The organism is Vibrio gazogenes (genome assembly GCF_002196515.1).
Classification (GTDB): Bacteria; Pseudomonadota; Gammaproteobacteria; order Enterobacterales; family Vibrionaceae; genus Vibrio; species Vibrio gazogenes_A.
Genome location: NZ_CP018835.1, coordinates 2,168,689 through 2,185,126, shown reverse-complemented (window position 1 = coordinate 2,185,126; position 16,438 = coordinate 2,168,689). Strand labels below are relative to the sequence as shown.

Genomic DNA, 16,438 nt, shown 5'->3' with positions numbered 1-16,438 from the left:
CTATTCATAACCTTAATCAATAGATCACAGGATAATTTTATTGACATAATCAGAAAATTGCTTTTTGAAGTTTTCCTTACTAAAACGTTCTGAGTAATTTCTTATCATATCGCTATCAAATGAGGATTGATTGGCTTCAAATCGCTCCAACACCTCATTCAATGATTGCTCCGTCTGTTGCTCAAAAAACATTCCGGATAGGTGTTCTTGAACAGTTTCCAACACGCCACCGGCTTTATAAGCAATCACCGGGCGTCCCGAGGCCATTGCTTCTAACGGAACGATGCCAAAATCTTCAACACCAGGGAATATCAATGCCTGACAATTCGCCAATAGCCTTTTGATTTCACCAAAAGACTGACGCCCCATAATTTCAATATTTGGCTGAGCAATCTGACGCAACAACTCAAGTTGTTCTCCATCACCTACAACTTTCAGTTTTCGGCCAGTTTGATTAAAAGCTTTCACCGCTAAATCAGCTTTTTTATAAGGAACCAGTTGCCCGAGAATTAAATAATAATCTTCCGGAGGAGCCCCGGTTGGAGAAAATTCATCAAAACTGACTGGAGGATGGATCACATCAGCATCACGGTGATAAAAACTATGAATTCGTCCGGAGACAAAGTGGCTATTGGCAATAAAATGACTGACCGACATCGAACTCAGTTGATCCCAGCGGCGAATATAGTGCAACAATGGCACCATAAGCTGTCGTTTTAACCAACCACATCGCTTTCTATATTCATGATACATATCCCAAGCATAGCGCATAGGAGAATGACAATAGCAAATATGTGGTTTTCCAGGTGCGGGGATAATACCTTTTGCGGGTCCAGACTCACTCGAAATAATCAAATCATAATCAGAAAGATCGAATTGTTCTAATGCTAATGGCATCAATGGTAAATAACTCTGATACCACTTTCTGGCTCTGGGCAACTTGCTGATAAAACTTTGATAGACATTATGTCTTGAAATAATACTGTCCTTAAATACCTCAGCATGATAAACATGAGTGTAAATATCAGCTTGTGGATATAATTCACACAGAGCCTCCAACACTTTCTCACCACCACGAAGATTGACTAACCAATAATGGATAATTGCTACTTTCAAAAGTTACCTCATGTGTGATTCATTAATACTGAATAAGTTTCTTCTGCTGTGCTCTTCCATGAGAACTTATTAGATTGCTCATATCCTTTTCTAGCATACTCATTTCTTAAATGACGATCACTTAATATAGATTTCAACCCTTGAGCTATCTCATCAATACAATAGGGATTGACTAATAGTGCTGAGTTACCCACGACTTCTGGTAATGATGTGCAATTACTTGTTATAACTGGTGAGCCATGAGACATCGCTTCTAACGGAGGCAAACCAAAACCTTCATAGAAAGGGACATAAATAAAAGCCTCGGAAAACTTATAAAGAAAAGGTAACCACCGATCTTCTACGAAACCAACAAAATTAACTCTTTTAGGAATGTTCTTTATGCCAATATCAGAAAAAATATGAGGGTTAGCTTTTCCAACAAACACTAACCAAATATCATCATCAATGAAATCAACTATTTTTGACCAGGCAGCTAAAATACCTTTAATGTTCTTTCTTGGTTCAATAGATGAAACTGATAAAACATACCTTCTTTTATCTATTCCTAATCTAATTTTTTCTTCAGAAAAAGTATCAGCGTCATAGTTTATAAGTTCACCCCCATAAACACCATTATATATAACACTTATTTTACTTTCATTAACACCTGCATGTTCTATTATTCTAGATTTTGTAAAGTTCGAAATGGTAATTATATGATCAACTTTTTTTAGCAACCTTGGTAATAGCAATGAATAGTATGTTCGAAACTTGAATGATGTCCACTCAGGATTATCTAGTGGAGCAAGATCATGTATTGTAACCACATGTCTACTTTTTATATATAAAGGTCCAGTATTACTCGGACTCCATAATAATGAACCGGTATCTAATGATTTAGGTAGGAGTAGTTGCTCCCATAAATGGCCTTTAACGCCTCTACAATCGGAGTCACAAGTTATATATGGATGATTATCATCTAGTTCACTTAAAATATTTTTCAAATATCGTGACACACCACTAAATGGCCCACTCAATACTCGACTGTTAACATAAATATTCATAATTTCATTCTTTGAGAAACATTTGCTAGAAGATAATAAATTGCCCATGAGATAAATATATAAACAGTTAAAAATATAAATCTATTTATCCACTCATATCCAGATAAGAAAATATCGTATGGAGCAAAAACAATCGCGACTACAAATATTATTGAAAATGTATTAATACTTTTACTCAAAACAAGCTTTCTCATAAAAAGAAAAGCAGAGACTTCAATAATAAAGAAAATACTACCAAGAATAATCCCACTAGTAAGCAGACATTCTAAGATCAGATTAGAATTTGGATAAGCATGGGGGCTAGAATATGTTTGTCCATATAATTTATATATAATAAATTCACCAATAGAATTATACTCAACTGACATACCAGAAATAGACTTATAATAAGACAGAAACTGATATTGTATTAAATTCAGTCCAATCTGAGAATCAGGCATATATTGATTATTCAATAAATCAAGTTGCGAGGCTGGTATCAATTGATCAAATGCATAAAAAAATCTTATTAATAGTTTAACTATAATAGTTCTTATTACCTCATCACTACCATGACCAACACCAATTTTAACAAGATATATAGGAATAACTAACATCGTTAAAATTATGATCAGATAAGATATTTTTTTATGATATCTAAATCTTTTCACATCATTTCTAGCTTTAGATACAAAAAGAACCAGTATTTCCATAATAACAAACGAGAGAATAGCGCCTTTTGAGGCCATCATCAAAGATATAATAAATGCCACAATAAAAGAGAAAAAAGCAAAAAGACGAACTCTCCGATAACTACTAATTGCAAATAAAACTAGTGGGATAGTGTTTACAGACAAATTCATCCAGTATAAAACTCGACTATTTTGAGTGGCTAAAAATCTATTTTCAACTCCTTGAGTAGAGAACAGAGGTATATTTCCCGAAAGATAAACATTAATATAAAAATTAGAGATAGTTATCATAAGAAAAAAAAACAAAAGAATAAATTGAAAATCTTTTGGTAAGTTATCTTCCAGATTAACATCCCGCACAGGTCTAAATAATAAAATAATAATCACATATACAAATATAAGTGAACATATTAAAAAGTATGTAAACGTCCCCCAAAAAATACCACTTAAAAATAATCCAAAAATTGCTGGAATCAGAAAAATAACGAAAAAATAAAACAATGGATCATATATATTAACTGCACTTTTTTTTACAATAAAAATAAAAAAAATGCAAAGAAAGAGACAAGTGAAAAATTGTAAAACAAGAGTTATCGATATTGAATTAAGTATATTAACCATCATCTATTTTACTGTCCACTTGCGACGCCTTCCACAAAAAAATCTTGCAACGTCCATCATATTTAAAAAAAATCGCCGTCCTAAAACTTTGAATATTATATATTTAGAGAATTCTTTAATAGAACACCATATATAAGAAAAACCATCCTGACTAATATTTAAATCTTGACAGATAGAAACCAGTTCTTTTCTCACCAATAAAGAATGGGAAATATCTGTAGACACCCCGCCAAAAGGCATTCGAACAATATCTCTATCAACAAATACAATATTATCGTTATTAATAACTTCCAATAATAGCTTTGAATCAGCTGCTATTTTATATTTTTCGTCAAATTCATGACCATTTATAAAGATGGAAGCTTTATGAAATACTTCAGGGTGCACGGGGAGTGCGGGTCTAAAACCCTGCCATTGAAACCTCAACGAACTCCAAGACTCTCCAATCCTTTCGATATATCTCCTACTTTCATAGCTAATGATCTCAATAGAACCATAGATAAGATCATATTGATTAACATAGTTCCTTAGTTCAACAGAAATATTTTGATAGACAGAGCTATCTGTCAACTCATCTCCTGCTCCAAGAAACTGAACCCACTCACCTTTTATGTACGGAAGAGCTTTATTCCACGCATGATATATACCTTTATCCGGCTCACTAAACCAATAATCTATAATATCTTCATTTTGCTGAAGAATTTCAACAGTCCCATCCGTTGAGGCACCATCGGCAATGATCCACTGAATATTCGGATAATTCTGAGCCCGAATAGACTCTATCGTCCAATGTAAGTCCTTTGCCGCATTAAACGTTGAGGTAATAATAGTAATCAGCGGCTGTTCAGGAGTCCCTTGCTTGACGCCATCAGTCAACTCCCGCCCACCTTCAATACGAGTCTGTAACACCTAGATACCTCTTAACTCTTGCTGATGCTCAACAAACCATTGATAAGCATTGCTTAAACCACTTTCAAGATCGATTTGAGCCTGCCACCCCAGTGCTTTCAAGCGTTCAACACTCATGAGTTTACGAGGCGTTCCATCCGGTTTAGTCGGATCAGTTGTAATTTGTCCCTGAAATCCAACAACTTTTGCAATCTTCTGAGCAAGTTCCAGAATTGTACAATCCAGCCCGGTTCCCACATTAATATGACTGAGCATTGGCTGGGTGTTTTCTTGATAAATAGTGTCATCCAAATTCATGACAAAGACACAGGCCTCAGCCATATCATCGACATGCAGGAACTCTCTCTTCGGTGTTCCGGTGCCCCAAATCACAACTTCTTCTAATCCAGATAGTTTTGCTTCATGAATACGACGAATCAGTGCAGGAACAACATGACTGTTCTCCGGATGATAATTATCTCCCGGGCCATAAAGATTCGTTGGCATCACACTACGATAATCCACACCATATTGACGATTATACGACTCACACAACTTGATACCGGTAATTTTGGCAATTGCATAAGGCTCATTTGTCGGTTCAAGATACCCATTCAAAAGCTCTGACTCGTGCATCGGCTGCTCTGCCAGTTTCGGGTAAATACAGGAAGAACCGAGAAACAGCAGCTTCTTGACACCATTCACGTAGGCTTGATGGATAACATTCGTTTCAATCATCAAATTATCGTAAATAAAATCAGCAGGATATGTGTTATTCGCATGGATTCCACCGACTTTAGCCGCGGCAAGGTAGACTTCATCGATCTGCTGCCCAGCAAAAAAAGCTGCAACTTGAGCCTGATTTCTTAGATCCAATTCTGTAGAAGAACGAGTCACAATGTGTTGATACCCTTGACGCTGTAATTGACGAACAATAGCATTTCCAACCATACCATTGTGGCCGGCTACAAAGATCCGGGCATTTAAATTTTTCATTTCAGTTCTCCAGAGAAACAGGGACTTCAAATCCGTTTGCTTTCATAAACGCATGTTGCTGAGCAATTTTTAGGTCTTCAGCAATCATCTCTGAGCACATTTCCTGAACCGTTGTTGTTGGCTCCCAGCCTAATTTCTGTTTTGCATAACTCGGATCACCCAGCAATGTTTCAACCTCTGCAGGGCGGAAGTAACGAGGGTCAACACGAACAATAACATCACCAACTTTAACCGATGGAGCCTTATCACCTTGAATTGATTTGATGACTCCAACCTCTTCCGTACCATTACCTTGAAACTCAAGTTCAATACCAAGCTCAGCAGCACTCCATGAAATAAACTGACGCACAGAATATTGAACGCCTGTTGCAATCACAAAATCTTCTGGCTGCTCCTGTTGAAGCATCAACCATTGCATTTCAACATAATCTTTCGCATGGCCCCAGTCGCGTAAAGCATCCATATTGCCCATATAAAGATACGTTTCTAATCCCTGAGCGATGTTTGCAAGGCCTCGTGTGATCTTTCGGGTAACAAATGTTTCACCCCGCCGAGGAGACTCGTGATTAAATAAAATGCCATTACAAGCGTACATACCGTAGCTTTCCCGGTAGTTGACGGTAATCCAATAAGCATACAGTTTAGCCACAGCGTAAGGAGAACGAGGATAGAAAGAAGTTGTTTCTCTTTGAGGAATTTCTTGCACTAAACCATATAACTCGGATGTTGAAGCCTGATAAAAACGCGTTGTTTTTTCCAGCCCAAGAAAACGAATAGCTTCTAATAAACGTAATGTTCCCATAGCATCAACATCTGCAGTATATTCTGGGGACTCAAATGATACTGCAACATGAGACTGTGCGCCGAGATTGTAGACTTCATCAGGACGAATTTGCTCTAGAATTCGAGTTAAATTCGAGCTATCTGTCAAATCACCGTAGTGAAGTTTCAGTTTTGGATCTACGTCATGCGGATCCTGATATAAATGATCGATTCGTTGCGTATTAAATGATGAAGCACGTCTTTTAAGACCATGAACTTCATATCCTTTTTTCAGTAATAATTCTGCGAGATAAGAACCATCCTGACCGGTAATACCGGTAATTAATGCTTTTTTCATCATAAAATATCTTATAGTTTAATATATTCGGAGATTTTCTTAATGACACTCTTCGACGTAACTCTTTGTATATCAAGTAAGCTTCCACGGCCAAATCTTGCAATCTTCTCTTTTTCATCGCTAATCTCCTCCAGTTCTGGGGGATAGATTGCAAAATATCGATCACATAAGTCATTTGGGTATGGTGTGAAGCGACCATAATGATTTCCATTGGAAACGACGAAGATATTCGGATGTTGTAAAGACACAGCAATATGCGGAATAGCAGTTTCATTCGATAAAATCAGTGTTGAACGAGCAATGAGTTCAACCAATTCCACCTGCGTTGTTTTTCCTACATAGTTGACACACGGGCATGTGGTATATAATAGGTTTTCTAAATGCTTCCCTAAAATAATGTCGTTAGGAGAGCCGCCCAAAATAATCTCAAATCCGTATTTATGGTAGATATATTTTGCCACTTCAGCATACTTTTCAACCGACCACTGCCGAAATGTCGCACTAGCACCAATAAAAATAAATGCATATCGTTTAGGTAAAGTCAAAGAAGACTCCACTAGAGCATCTAGATAAGGCCGTACATGTGTGAGTTCCCTTTCTAAAAACCGAGTAAAAAACTGACGATTTCTTTCAAATTCAAAAACAATATCATCATCATGATACAGTTTGGTATACAAAGACTGAGTTTTTTCACGACGTTTCTGATTCTGATTTAAGAGATCACCAAACCATGCTATCTTGCTGGATGCCGGAATAGCTTTAACGATGTCTTCAAGGGGATATCCTTCTCTGCTATAGCAAGGATACAAAACCGTCTCTACATTATTTAACATTCCTAACTGAGATAATATTTTGGTTCTATATAAAAAATTTCTTATAAATTTTTTACGATTTAATGGAAAAAATTGGTCAATAAAAACAGAATCACAATATTGTGCAATTTCCATCCAAGAATCATTTCCAATTAAAACTATTTTATAATTGATTTTTTCAAGATGATATAAAAAGTTCCTTAATAGTACATAATCCCCCATAGCATCCGGCTTAAAAACAACCAGAGAATTTTTCTTGGGTATGCTCTTTTTTAGAAAAAAAATACTGACTACTACATACAGTTTTGATATATAAAAAGCTAAAGAGTAATATATTTTTAAACTACACCTTTTTAATCTAATCATACATCCACTATTTAGATATTATTTTATTATAATCACTTTGTAAGAGACTTCTTGACTTAGATATTCTTTCACAAAAGATATGAATAATTTTTCTAGCCATTTTATTTTTTATAAGAAATAGTTTCGCCGAGCTTATTGTATCTCTAGAAAAAAGATGATAATAATCATTAATCATATAGTATTTTAAGTTAAACTCATTTGCGAGCATAGCAAGTGATTTCTGTTGATAAAAGATGACATGCTGCCCTGTATGAAATGAGTAATACCACCAATTTAAAGGAGGGTTATCAACAAAAGTCTGAGTCGAAAATATCAACAAATCCGGATTATATTTATCTATGTTCTCACTCAAAAATTCTATTGGGTTTGATAAATGTTCCATCACCTCAAAAGCTAATAATACATTTATATTCTCGACGTGATCACCACAAAAGTCACTCGAAAACAGATTTTCACAATACTTATCTGAAGAGTAACAATGAATACCTCGATCTCGCAGCAATCTTGTTAAAATGCCATATCCCCCGGCACTATCAACGACTCTCTCATGAATACGATTTAAAATACTTAAAATTGTCAAAACCATTTTAGCATTATAATTATTTCTGTCTAACAGACCGATATCCGAGTTAGCAATTGCATCACTGTATGCTTCATCAAGCCAATAAGGCGTCTCTGTTTTTATAATTCCACAATGGCTACATTTGTAATAATTCACATCGTATTTCCCCAAAATTTTCTTTTGGAAAATAAAATTCACCTCGTTAGAATCGATTGGACATTTACACATATATTCCCTTAAAAATAAATCCTCTAACCAATTAGATAAATCCTTTCTAATGATTGCCTCAAGCTTATGAATATCACTTTTATAATAATCAATCAGATAATTTTTATCTTCAGACTTTATAGATTCTCGAATTAGATTTGCATCACTTACTTTTCTTTTAATTCTATTCATTAACGATTTATAAATTAAGAATTTAACAACAAGATTAATTGTATTAACAAAATTACTCTACCATTTGAAAAATTATGAATAAACTTAGATCAAGGTTTATCTGATTCATTAAAATTCTCCACACCACGACTTTTCATCGACATTCAAAAATGAACAGATATCATTCAGTAGCCAATCTAAATTACGCCTAAATTACGAAGGTGCTCATAAGTGTATATTTTTATATTCTCAAATTTATCAATATATCCTGTTATAGATTGACTATATGAACCCGCTCTTTTGAAATCTTTATCTAGTTTAGAAAAAATGGCACTCTTTTACATCTGGGATAAAAATATCCGGATGATCATTCAAATAGTGACATAAAGAAGTCGTTCCCGATTTAGTAGCACCAACAACAATAAAGTCAATTTTCATAGATTAACAATTCTAGTAAGAACAAGTAATTTAAATATAGCATAAGAAAGTAGCTTCTTCACTTTAAAAACAAGTGAGTTATCATTATTATTGGTATATTTCATCTGCGATATAGCTACACCTCTTTTTTGTAACCCACATAAAAATCGGATACTAGAATTACTTTCCTTATACTGTCTATATGCTTCTAATACAGCGTCTTTTCCTTCCTCAGAGTTAATACTATTTATTAATTCAACAAAAAATAGATTAACATCATTAAAAATAACATCCACTAAATTATAACTTTTTTCAGCTGCTCTCAGATTAACGCAGACATTACCACTTTGATATGTAATTTTTCTTGGTGTATCATTGTTTAGCAGCTCAATCCAAAAACAACCATAAGCATGTGACGTATTATATAATTTTTTAAAATTATTATCAGAAAATAGTGACTTTCTTATCAGAAGAGCACCATAAGTGCATTTATTATAAAGATGTAGGTATTTTTCATACTTCGACAGACCTTCAATATTCACAGGTTCTGAATGTACTGGTGAAATTAATTTCCCCTTACCATCTATCCAGTTTGCATTAACGACAGCTAAATCAATATCATCATGAATAAGTTTATCTAAAATAATAAAAGCATTTTTTTTGAAATAATCATCATCACCTAATAAGTAGACATAATCGCCTTCTGACATATTGATCACAAAGTGCATATGTTTATCTAAAGATAGTCGTTCTTCTTGTTTGACGTATTTTATATTTCTATGTTTTTCATTGAGTTGTTGTATATATAGTTCTACTTCGGTGTAATCATAATCTGAAAAATTGTTAGATATACATATTTCAAAAGGTATTATACTTTCTTCCTGATGATAGATAGAGTAAAGTGCTTTAAATAAATAATAGGGTCTGTTCAAAGTAGGAATACAAATGCTTAACATATCATCTCCACAGAAGTGAACGGAAAGTAAATACAAATAAATCTTTACAGAAAAAATAATTAACAACAAATGATTGAACAATCTGGGCAATTAATATTGCAATTGGAGCACCAATAACCCCCATAGACTGAACAAGGTAAATATTTAAAACCAAAGCTAATAAAGCTCCTACTATAGTTTGAATTAATATTATCTTAGGTTTTTTCTCATTGATAACCCAAATCGTTTGGCAACACCCTATACACACAGGTAAAAAAGATAATAGATGAACGATAAATATATATTTACTTAAATAAAAATCAGCACCATATAAAAAAGGAATCAGATAGTACAATAAACTTCCATAGAGCAAAATACTAAAAAAGCTGCCCCACCAAAAAACAAACATTAACCGTTGATATAATAAAAAATATCGTTCTTTATTGTTTTTAGACAAACTTGCTAGAATAGGGGAAAAGCTTATCACTATAATACTTGGAACAAAAAATATCATTTCAGCAAGATTTGCCCCAACAGAGTATAATCCAACAGCTCGATTTCCTAAAAAATATTCTACGGTCATAATCCCAGAACGCATAAATGTTATCACTGCAAGGTTAGAGATCATTAAAGGGAAAGATTCTCTTAATATTTCTAGATAATAACTATTATATCGAAATTTAGGTAAGTGTATTACAAATACTAATTTATATTTACGATAGAGTAGATATATCAAAATAAAGCTTATCGTTATAATTTCTAGAGGGACAGCAATTAAGTAAAAAGAAACTGAACCACCATACCATATAATAAAAACCTTAAATAATGCAGAAAAAACATAAGCAATCATTTTAGCAATTACTGTATATTTGCTTTTAATCTCACTTTGAAAAAACAAATCACAAACATTACCTAATGAAAATATTAAACCACAAGATACTATAGCAATTGCTAAGATATTTTTTCCAAGATAAAATGCAAAAAGAATACTCAGTAAAAAACTTAAAAATGCAGAAATAAGTCTTAGAGATACAGTAACATTCAATATAAACTTTTTATTATCTTTGAACTGACTTAACTCTCTAACAACAATTTGATCTAACCCAAGAAGATTGATTGCATCAAAAAAAGCAACAAAAGCAATAGCGTAGCTAACTTCACCATAATACTCTGCTCCCATTTCCCTTGCCAAATATATATTTACAAGGACACCAATTATCAATCTAACAAATTTATCCAGAACAAGCCATCCTGAATTAAATACAGATAAAATTATTTTATCTTTCAAAAAAATCCCTTAAATTCATTCAAGTATAGTTCAGATAACCCACTATCTATATTATATGATGCTTCCCACCCTAGACTAGACAATGTACTGATATCAGCACAGCTTTTCATTAGCTCATGATCTCTATATTTCAATGCACCATACAAAGGTTCTTTATTATAACCTGTCAGATTACATATTTTCTCTACTAGTTTCTTTATTTGTATTGAATTACCTGTACCTATGTCTATTTTATCATATCCACTAAATTGATGAATGTGTTGTATCACTGCTTCAATTGCGGTCAATAAGTCTTCTATATATATATAATCCCTATATTGTTCCCCGAGTGTTAATTTAATTTCATCACCACGCATACATAGTTGAAAAATATGATTAATAAATGAATTATGACACTGAACCCCATAAAACCCTTCCAGGTTAAGATTAATATAATCCATATTGTGTAGGTATGCATAATGAATAAAAATTTCGTTGAGATGATGTTTTGTTAGAGAATACAAGTTTATATTTTTGGGTAAACTACTCCCACAATTAATAATCCTGAAATTTTTATTTTCTTCAAGTATGCTATCGATGATTTTTATAGGGAACGTAACATTCGCCTCTAAAATTTCATTGATTGACTCTCCATTTCTTCCATAGCATGTTACTGTATTAATAATTAAATCTGGATTGAAATTTAAAATAGATTGTTTCCATTCAGGATGATTTATATTGACAACTTGACAATATTCACTAGAAAATGGATGTCTAACCAACCCAACTATAGAATTGTTTTTTTTTGATAAATACTGGGCTAATTTTATCCCCAAGTAGCCATTTACCCCTAGGATTATAATTCTCATATTATTATGAATAACTCAGCCCAAAAAACTCTTCAAATTTATGAGCAATATAGTCAAAATGAATTATATCTAGTCCAGGATACAAACCAATCCAGAATGTTTGATTCATAATCCTGTCAGTGTTGATTAACTCGCCAACGACTCTATAATTTACATCCGAAAAATAAGGTTGACGAGTCAAATTCCCAGCAAATAATAGTCGTGTCCCTATCTTGGCTTCATCTAAAAATTCAATCAACTCTACACGATTTACTCCTGCACTTTCTTTTAATGTAATAGGAAATCCGAACCAAGACGGTTCTGAATTATTTGTAGCCTCGGGTAATTCAATAAAATCAATACAACCCTGTAATTTTTCCTTTAAATAGATAAAGTTTTCTTTCCGTTTTCGAATAAATCCCGGCAATTTGTCAAGTTGAGCTAATCCGCAAGCAGCTTGCATATCTGTAATTTTAAGATTGTAACCTAAATGCGAATAAGTGTACTTATGGTCATAACCATAAGGTAGCGTTCCCAATCGCTGGCAAAAACGTTGTCCACAAGTATTGTCACACCCTGGGTCACAGTAGCAGTCTCTTCCCCAGTCTCTAAATGATTCGATAATTCGTCTTAATTTACCTGACTGAGTAAAAATTGCACCACCTTCACCCATAGTAATATGGTGAGCTGGGTAAAAACTTACCGTTGCTATATCACCAAAAGTACCAACATGCTTGCCATCATAAAGTGTTCCTAAAGCATCGCAGCAGTCTTCAATAAGCCACAAGTTATATTTGACCGCAATCTGCTTAATTTCCTTGAGATTAAATGGATTTCCTAATGTGTGTGCAATCATGATTGCTTTGGTTTTTTCTGTTACAGCAGCGTCAACTAACCGCACATCCACATTATAAGTTGGTATATCTACGTCAACAAAGACGGGAATTAATCCATTCTGAATAATGGGGTTCACAGTTGTTGGGAATCCTGCAGCCACAGTAATCACTTCGTCCCCTGGTTTGAGGGCACGCTCCTTTAGCTTTGGTGATGTCAGTGCTGTCATTGCTAATAAATTCGCAGAAGAGCCTGACGTCGTTGTCAATACATGTCCCCCACCAAAGAATTCGCCTAATTTTTTCTCAAAAGCTCGATTAAACCGACCTGTTGTCAACCAGCCATCTAAGGATGCTTCAACCATATATTGAAGCTCTTCTTTACCAAGAACTTTACCAGAAGGAGGGATAACATCTGTACCCGAGTTAAAAGCCTTATGTTGATATTTTTGTTCAGCATATTGGCTCACTAATTCTGCAATTTGAGTTCGTAGTTCTTGCTCAGTCATGCTTAATCTCTGCTCTCGATATAATTTTTAATTTCATTCAAACCATAATCTTGCATATTTTCACCACCTAACCATGCATGGTGCCAATTCACAATATCTTTTAAACTTTTGGATAAATTCCAACGAGGATGCCAATCAAGTAGTTGAGCTGCTTTAGAGCAATCTAATTTTAAGTAATGAGCCTCATGAGGATGTTCGCCTTTTGTCACTCTCCATGATGCGCCATTCCCCCAGAACTGAGCGAGTTTATCAACAATATATTGAACGGGACGGACATCGGCACTATAAGGGCCAAAATTCCACCCGCCGCTATAGTCAGCCCCTTGCTCATATAACTTTTCCGCTAATGTCAAATATCCGGATAAAGGTTCAAGGACATGCTGCCAAGGCCGGATCGCATTCGGGCTACGAATCTCAACTTCTTGTCGTTGTGCAAATGCCTTTAACACATCAGGGATTAACCGATCTGATGCCCAGTCTCCTCCACCGATGACATTACCAGCTCTGGCTGAGGCAATTGCAACACCATGTCTGGCATAATTATCAGGATTAAAATAAGAATTACGGTATGCGCTGATAACTAACTCGGAGCATCCCTTACTATTAGAATAAGGGTCATATCCTCCCATAGAGTCAACTTCACGATATCCCCACACCCATTCACGGTTCTCATAACATTTATCACTGGTTACACAGACAATCGCACGGACAGAATCAATTTGCCGAACCGCATCCAGTAGATGAACCGTCCCCATCACATTACTTTGATATGTTTCAATGGGATTTTCATAGGAATATCGTACCAACGGCTGAGCAGCCATATGAATCACAATATCAGGACGAAAGGTTTTGATGGCCTGACAGAGTTGCTGGTAATTACGGATATCACCAATCTGGTGCTCTGAGCACAACTCATCAAGCTTTGCAACATGGAATAGGCTTGGTGTCGTAGGCGCTTCAAGAGAAAAGCCTTTGACTTGCGCTCCCATCAAAGCCAGCCATGATGTCAACCAGCTCCCTTTGAAACCGGTATGGCCCGTTATAAATACTTTCTTTCCTTTCCAGAATAATGGATTTGCCATATCACTACTCCCACAGTTTCCATGGAGCTTGGCGTGTCTCCCATAATTCCTCGAGTTTCATTTTGTCACGCAGCGTATCCATAGGTTGCCAGAAACCGTCATGTCGATAGGCCATTAATTCCCCATCCGCAGCCAGCTGATTCAATGGGTTTTGTTCCCAAGTGGTTTGATCGTCATCAATCAAGTCAATAACTTTAGGGGAGAGGACAAAGAAACCACCATTAATCATAGCCCCGTCCCCTTTCGGTTTTTCCTGAAATGAACGCACTGAATCTTGCTCTATCGTAAGAACACCGAAACGCCCGGGAGGATAAGTGGCTGTCAGTGTCGCAAGCTTGCCGTGGGAACGATGAAAATCCAATGTCTTGGCAATATTGACATCGGCAACACCATCACCATAGGTAAAGAAAAAGTCAGACTCATCCTTAATATACTCTCGAACACGTTTCAACCGTCCCCCGGTCATTGATTCCTCACCGGTATCCACTAATGTAACTTTCCAAGGATCAGCCCGTTTATGATGGACATGCATATGATTTTTTGCCATATCAAAAGTAATATCCGACATGTGCATAAAGTAATTCGCAAAATATTCTTTAATCACATACCCTTTATAACCGCAGCAAATAATAAACTCATTTACACCATAAAAAGAATATATTTTCATGATATGCCAAAGAATAGGCTTCCCACCAATTTCAACCATTGGTTTCGGCTTGATCACTGTTTCTTCACTTAGCCGAGTACCTAATCCACCAGCTAAAATAACAGCCTTCATAAATCACTCCAATAGTTATTATTCTACGGACATCAAAGAAATTTATTACATAGAAATATCATTCTGAAAAAATAAACACCTTACAGAATTATATGAACTAACCGTGCTATAACCCATATTACTGTTGAGAATTATTATTTATTTTATTGTTAATAATTAACTGTCTAACGAAAACAATGAATACAGCAATAAATCCACCCAGTACACATGCAATTGCTATAATTAATAATCGTCTTGGTTTAACTGGGCCAGTAGCAACTACCGCCGGATCTACAGTTTTAAGAACGTATTCTTGGTGGACTTCGGTTAACATTAATTTCTTTATCTGTTGCTCAACCAGCTGATATAACATTGAACGAGTATCAGCCAAACTTGTCTGAAGAATCTGCTGATTTAAATAATTGATACTATTCTGAGCATCAGTCATATCCTGAAGGCGAATCTCATGATTTAAATCTTCTACTAACCAATTCACCCACTGCTGAGATATGTACGGAGAATAAAAGTCAACACTAATTGTGATCATTTTTGTCTCAGTATCAATATCAATCTGTAATATTTCTCGATTAAAATAATGGATGGCGACAAGCAATTTCGGCTTGATGACGCTTCCTTCTTCACTCACCCATTGACTGCTCTTTACATCGTATATATCGGGATTATATATTAGCTTCTCACTCTCTTTATTCCATCCTTCTGCAGCCATTAAAGGAACTAATAAATTATGTTTCAGAATAAAGTTTCCGATAAATTTTCGAGATTGAAGTACTTGTATAGCATACAACGCTTTTTGTACTCCTGAATAACCATTACCAACATTAATACCAGCTAGCGATGCCAAGCCTCCAAATCGACTTGCAACAGATTCGAGCTGAGACGTTGTATCATCTGTCGTTGGCGTGAGCAGAACATCAGCCCGATAAATATCAGGCTTCATAAATGCATAAATGCCCCCGACAATTGCGAAAAATAAGGTACAGCTGATAATGAACCATTTGGCGTGCCACAATACAGCAAACAACACGCTGAAATCTATCTCATCATTCATTTCTTTTGACTGTGATATCGGAGACCTAGCTTCCGGAAGATCGATAATTCGTTGGCTTTTATGTTCAGTCATAAATAGTCATTGCCCTTCTGATTCCCAAACGTCTATCGTCACTGACTCACAATGTATATTGATTACTATTAAA

At 35.1% G+C, this 16,438-nt stretch carries 15 protein-coding genes; all 15 read right to left on the bottom strand.

Features of this window, described 5'->3' with window-relative positions; all coding sequences use genetic code 11:
- Positions 1 to 24: 24 nt before the first annotated feature.
- The 15 genes from BSQ33_RS09860 to BSQ33_RS09790 all read right to left on the bottom strand — a co-directional run bounded on the left by BSQ33_RS09860 (position 25) and on the right by BSQ33_RS09790 (position 16,365).
- Positions 25 to 1,116 carry a glycosyltransferase gene (locus BSQ33_RS09860; protein ID WP_088134009.1) on the bottom strand — a complete coding sequence of 364 codons (1,092 nt, stop codon included), beginning with the start codon at positions 1,114 to 1,116 and terminating at the stop codon, positions 25 to 27.
- Positions 1,117 to 1,124: 8 nt separating this feature from the next.
- Positions 1,125 to 2,162, bottom strand: a complete 1,038-nt coding sequence (locus BSQ33_RS09855; RefSeq protein WP_198298090.1) for a glycosyltransferase family 4 protein — start codon at positions 2,160 to 2,162, stop codon at positions 1,125 to 1,127.
- Entirely contained in the window at positions 2,159 to 3,457 is a 1,299-nt protein-coding gene (locus BSQ33_RS09850; protein ID WP_088134007.1) for an oligosaccharide repeat unit polymerase, read from the bottom strand. Before BSQ33_RS09850 ends, BSQ33_RS09855 begins: the two co-directional genes overlap by 4 nt.
- Entirely contained in the window at positions 3,458 to 4,363 is a 906-nt protein-coding gene (locus BSQ33_RS09845) for a glycosyltransferase family 2 protein (protein WP_088134006.1), read from the bottom strand.
- The gene (gene fcl / locus BSQ33_RS09840; RefSeq protein WP_088134005.1) at positions 4,364 to 5,338 is read right to left on the bottom strand and encodes a GDP-L-fucose synthase; all 975 of its coding nucleotides are present in this window, start codon (positions 5,336 to 5,338) and stop codon (positions 4,364 to 4,366) included.
- 1 nt (position 5,339) lies between these two features.
- Positions 5,340 to 6,458 carry a GDP-mannose 4,6-dehydratase gene (gmd, locus tag BSQ33_RS09835; RefSeq protein WP_420070630.1) on the bottom strand — a complete coding sequence of 373 codons (1,119 nt, stop codon included), beginning with the start codon at positions 6,456 to 6,458 and terminating at the stop codon, positions 5,340 to 5,342.
- An 11-nt stretch (positions 6,459 to 6,469) separates the two neighbouring features.
- Positions 6,470 to 7,636: a glycosyltransferase family 9 protein gene (locus BSQ33_RS09830; RefSeq protein WP_088134003.1), complete on the bottom strand. Its 1,167-nt coding sequence runs from the start codon at positions 7,634 to 7,636 to the stop codon at positions 6,470 to 6,472.
- 7 nt (positions 7,637 to 7,643) lie between these two features.
- Positions 7,644 to 8,597 carry a class I SAM-dependent methyltransferase gene (locus BSQ33_RS09825; RefSeq protein WP_088134002.1) on the bottom strand — a complete coding sequence of 318 codons (954 nt, stop codon included), beginning with the start codon at positions 8,595 to 8,597 and terminating at the stop codon, positions 7,644 to 7,646.
- A 413-nt stretch (positions 8,598 to 9,010) separates the two neighbouring features.
- Positions 9,011 to 9,949: a glycosyltransferase family 2 protein gene (locus tag BSQ33_RS09820; protein WP_088134001.1), complete on the bottom strand. Its 939-nt coding sequence runs from the start codon at positions 9,947 to 9,949 to the stop codon at positions 9,011 to 9,013.
- 1 nt (position 9,950) lies between these two features.
- Positions 9,951 to 11,216, bottom strand: coding sequence for a flippase (locus tag BSQ33_RS09815; RefSeq protein WP_157721380.1), 1,266 nt, complete (start codon positions 11,214 to 11,216; stop codon positions 9,951 to 9,953).
- Complete coding sequence (locus BSQ33_RS09810) at positions 11,213 to 12,064, bottom strand: NAD-dependent epimerase/dehydratase family protein (protein WP_088133999.1); 852 nt, start codon at positions 12,062 to 12,064, stop codon at positions 11,213 to 11,215. Before BSQ33_RS09810 ends, BSQ33_RS09815 begins: the two co-directional genes overlap by 4 nt.
- Before the next feature lie 4 nt (positions 12,065 to 12,068).
- Positions 12,069 to 13,385 carry a lipopolysaccharide biosynthesis protein RfbH gene (gene rfbH / locus BSQ33_RS09805; protein ID WP_088133998.1) on the bottom strand — a complete coding sequence of 439 codons (1,317 nt, stop codon included), beginning with the start codon at positions 13,383 to 13,385 and terminating at the stop codon, positions 12,069 to 12,071.
- A 2-nt stretch (positions 13,386 to 13,387) separates the two neighbouring features.
- Positions 13,388 to 14,467, bottom strand: coding sequence for a CDP-glucose 4,6-dehydratase (gene rfbG / locus BSQ33_RS09800; protein ID WP_088133997.1), 1,080 nt, complete (start codon positions 14,465 to 14,467; stop codon positions 13,388 to 13,390).
- Between the two features lie 4 nt (positions 14,468 to 14,471).
- Positions 14,472 to 15,245 (bottom strand): glucose-1-phosphate cytidylyltransferase, encoded by a 774-nt coding sequence (rfbF, locus tag BSQ33_RS09795; RefSeq protein WP_088133996.1) that lies wholly within the window; start codon positions 15,243 to 15,245, stop codon positions 14,472 to 14,474.
- A gap of 118 nt (positions 15,246 to 15,363) precedes the next feature.
- Positions 15,364 to 16,365, bottom strand: a complete 1,002-nt coding sequence (locus tag BSQ33_RS09790) for a Wzz/FepE/Etk N-terminal domain-containing protein (RefSeq protein WP_088133995.1) — start codon at positions 16,363 to 16,365, stop codon at positions 15,364 to 15,366.
- Positions 16,366 to 16,438 lie beyond the last annotated feature (73 nt).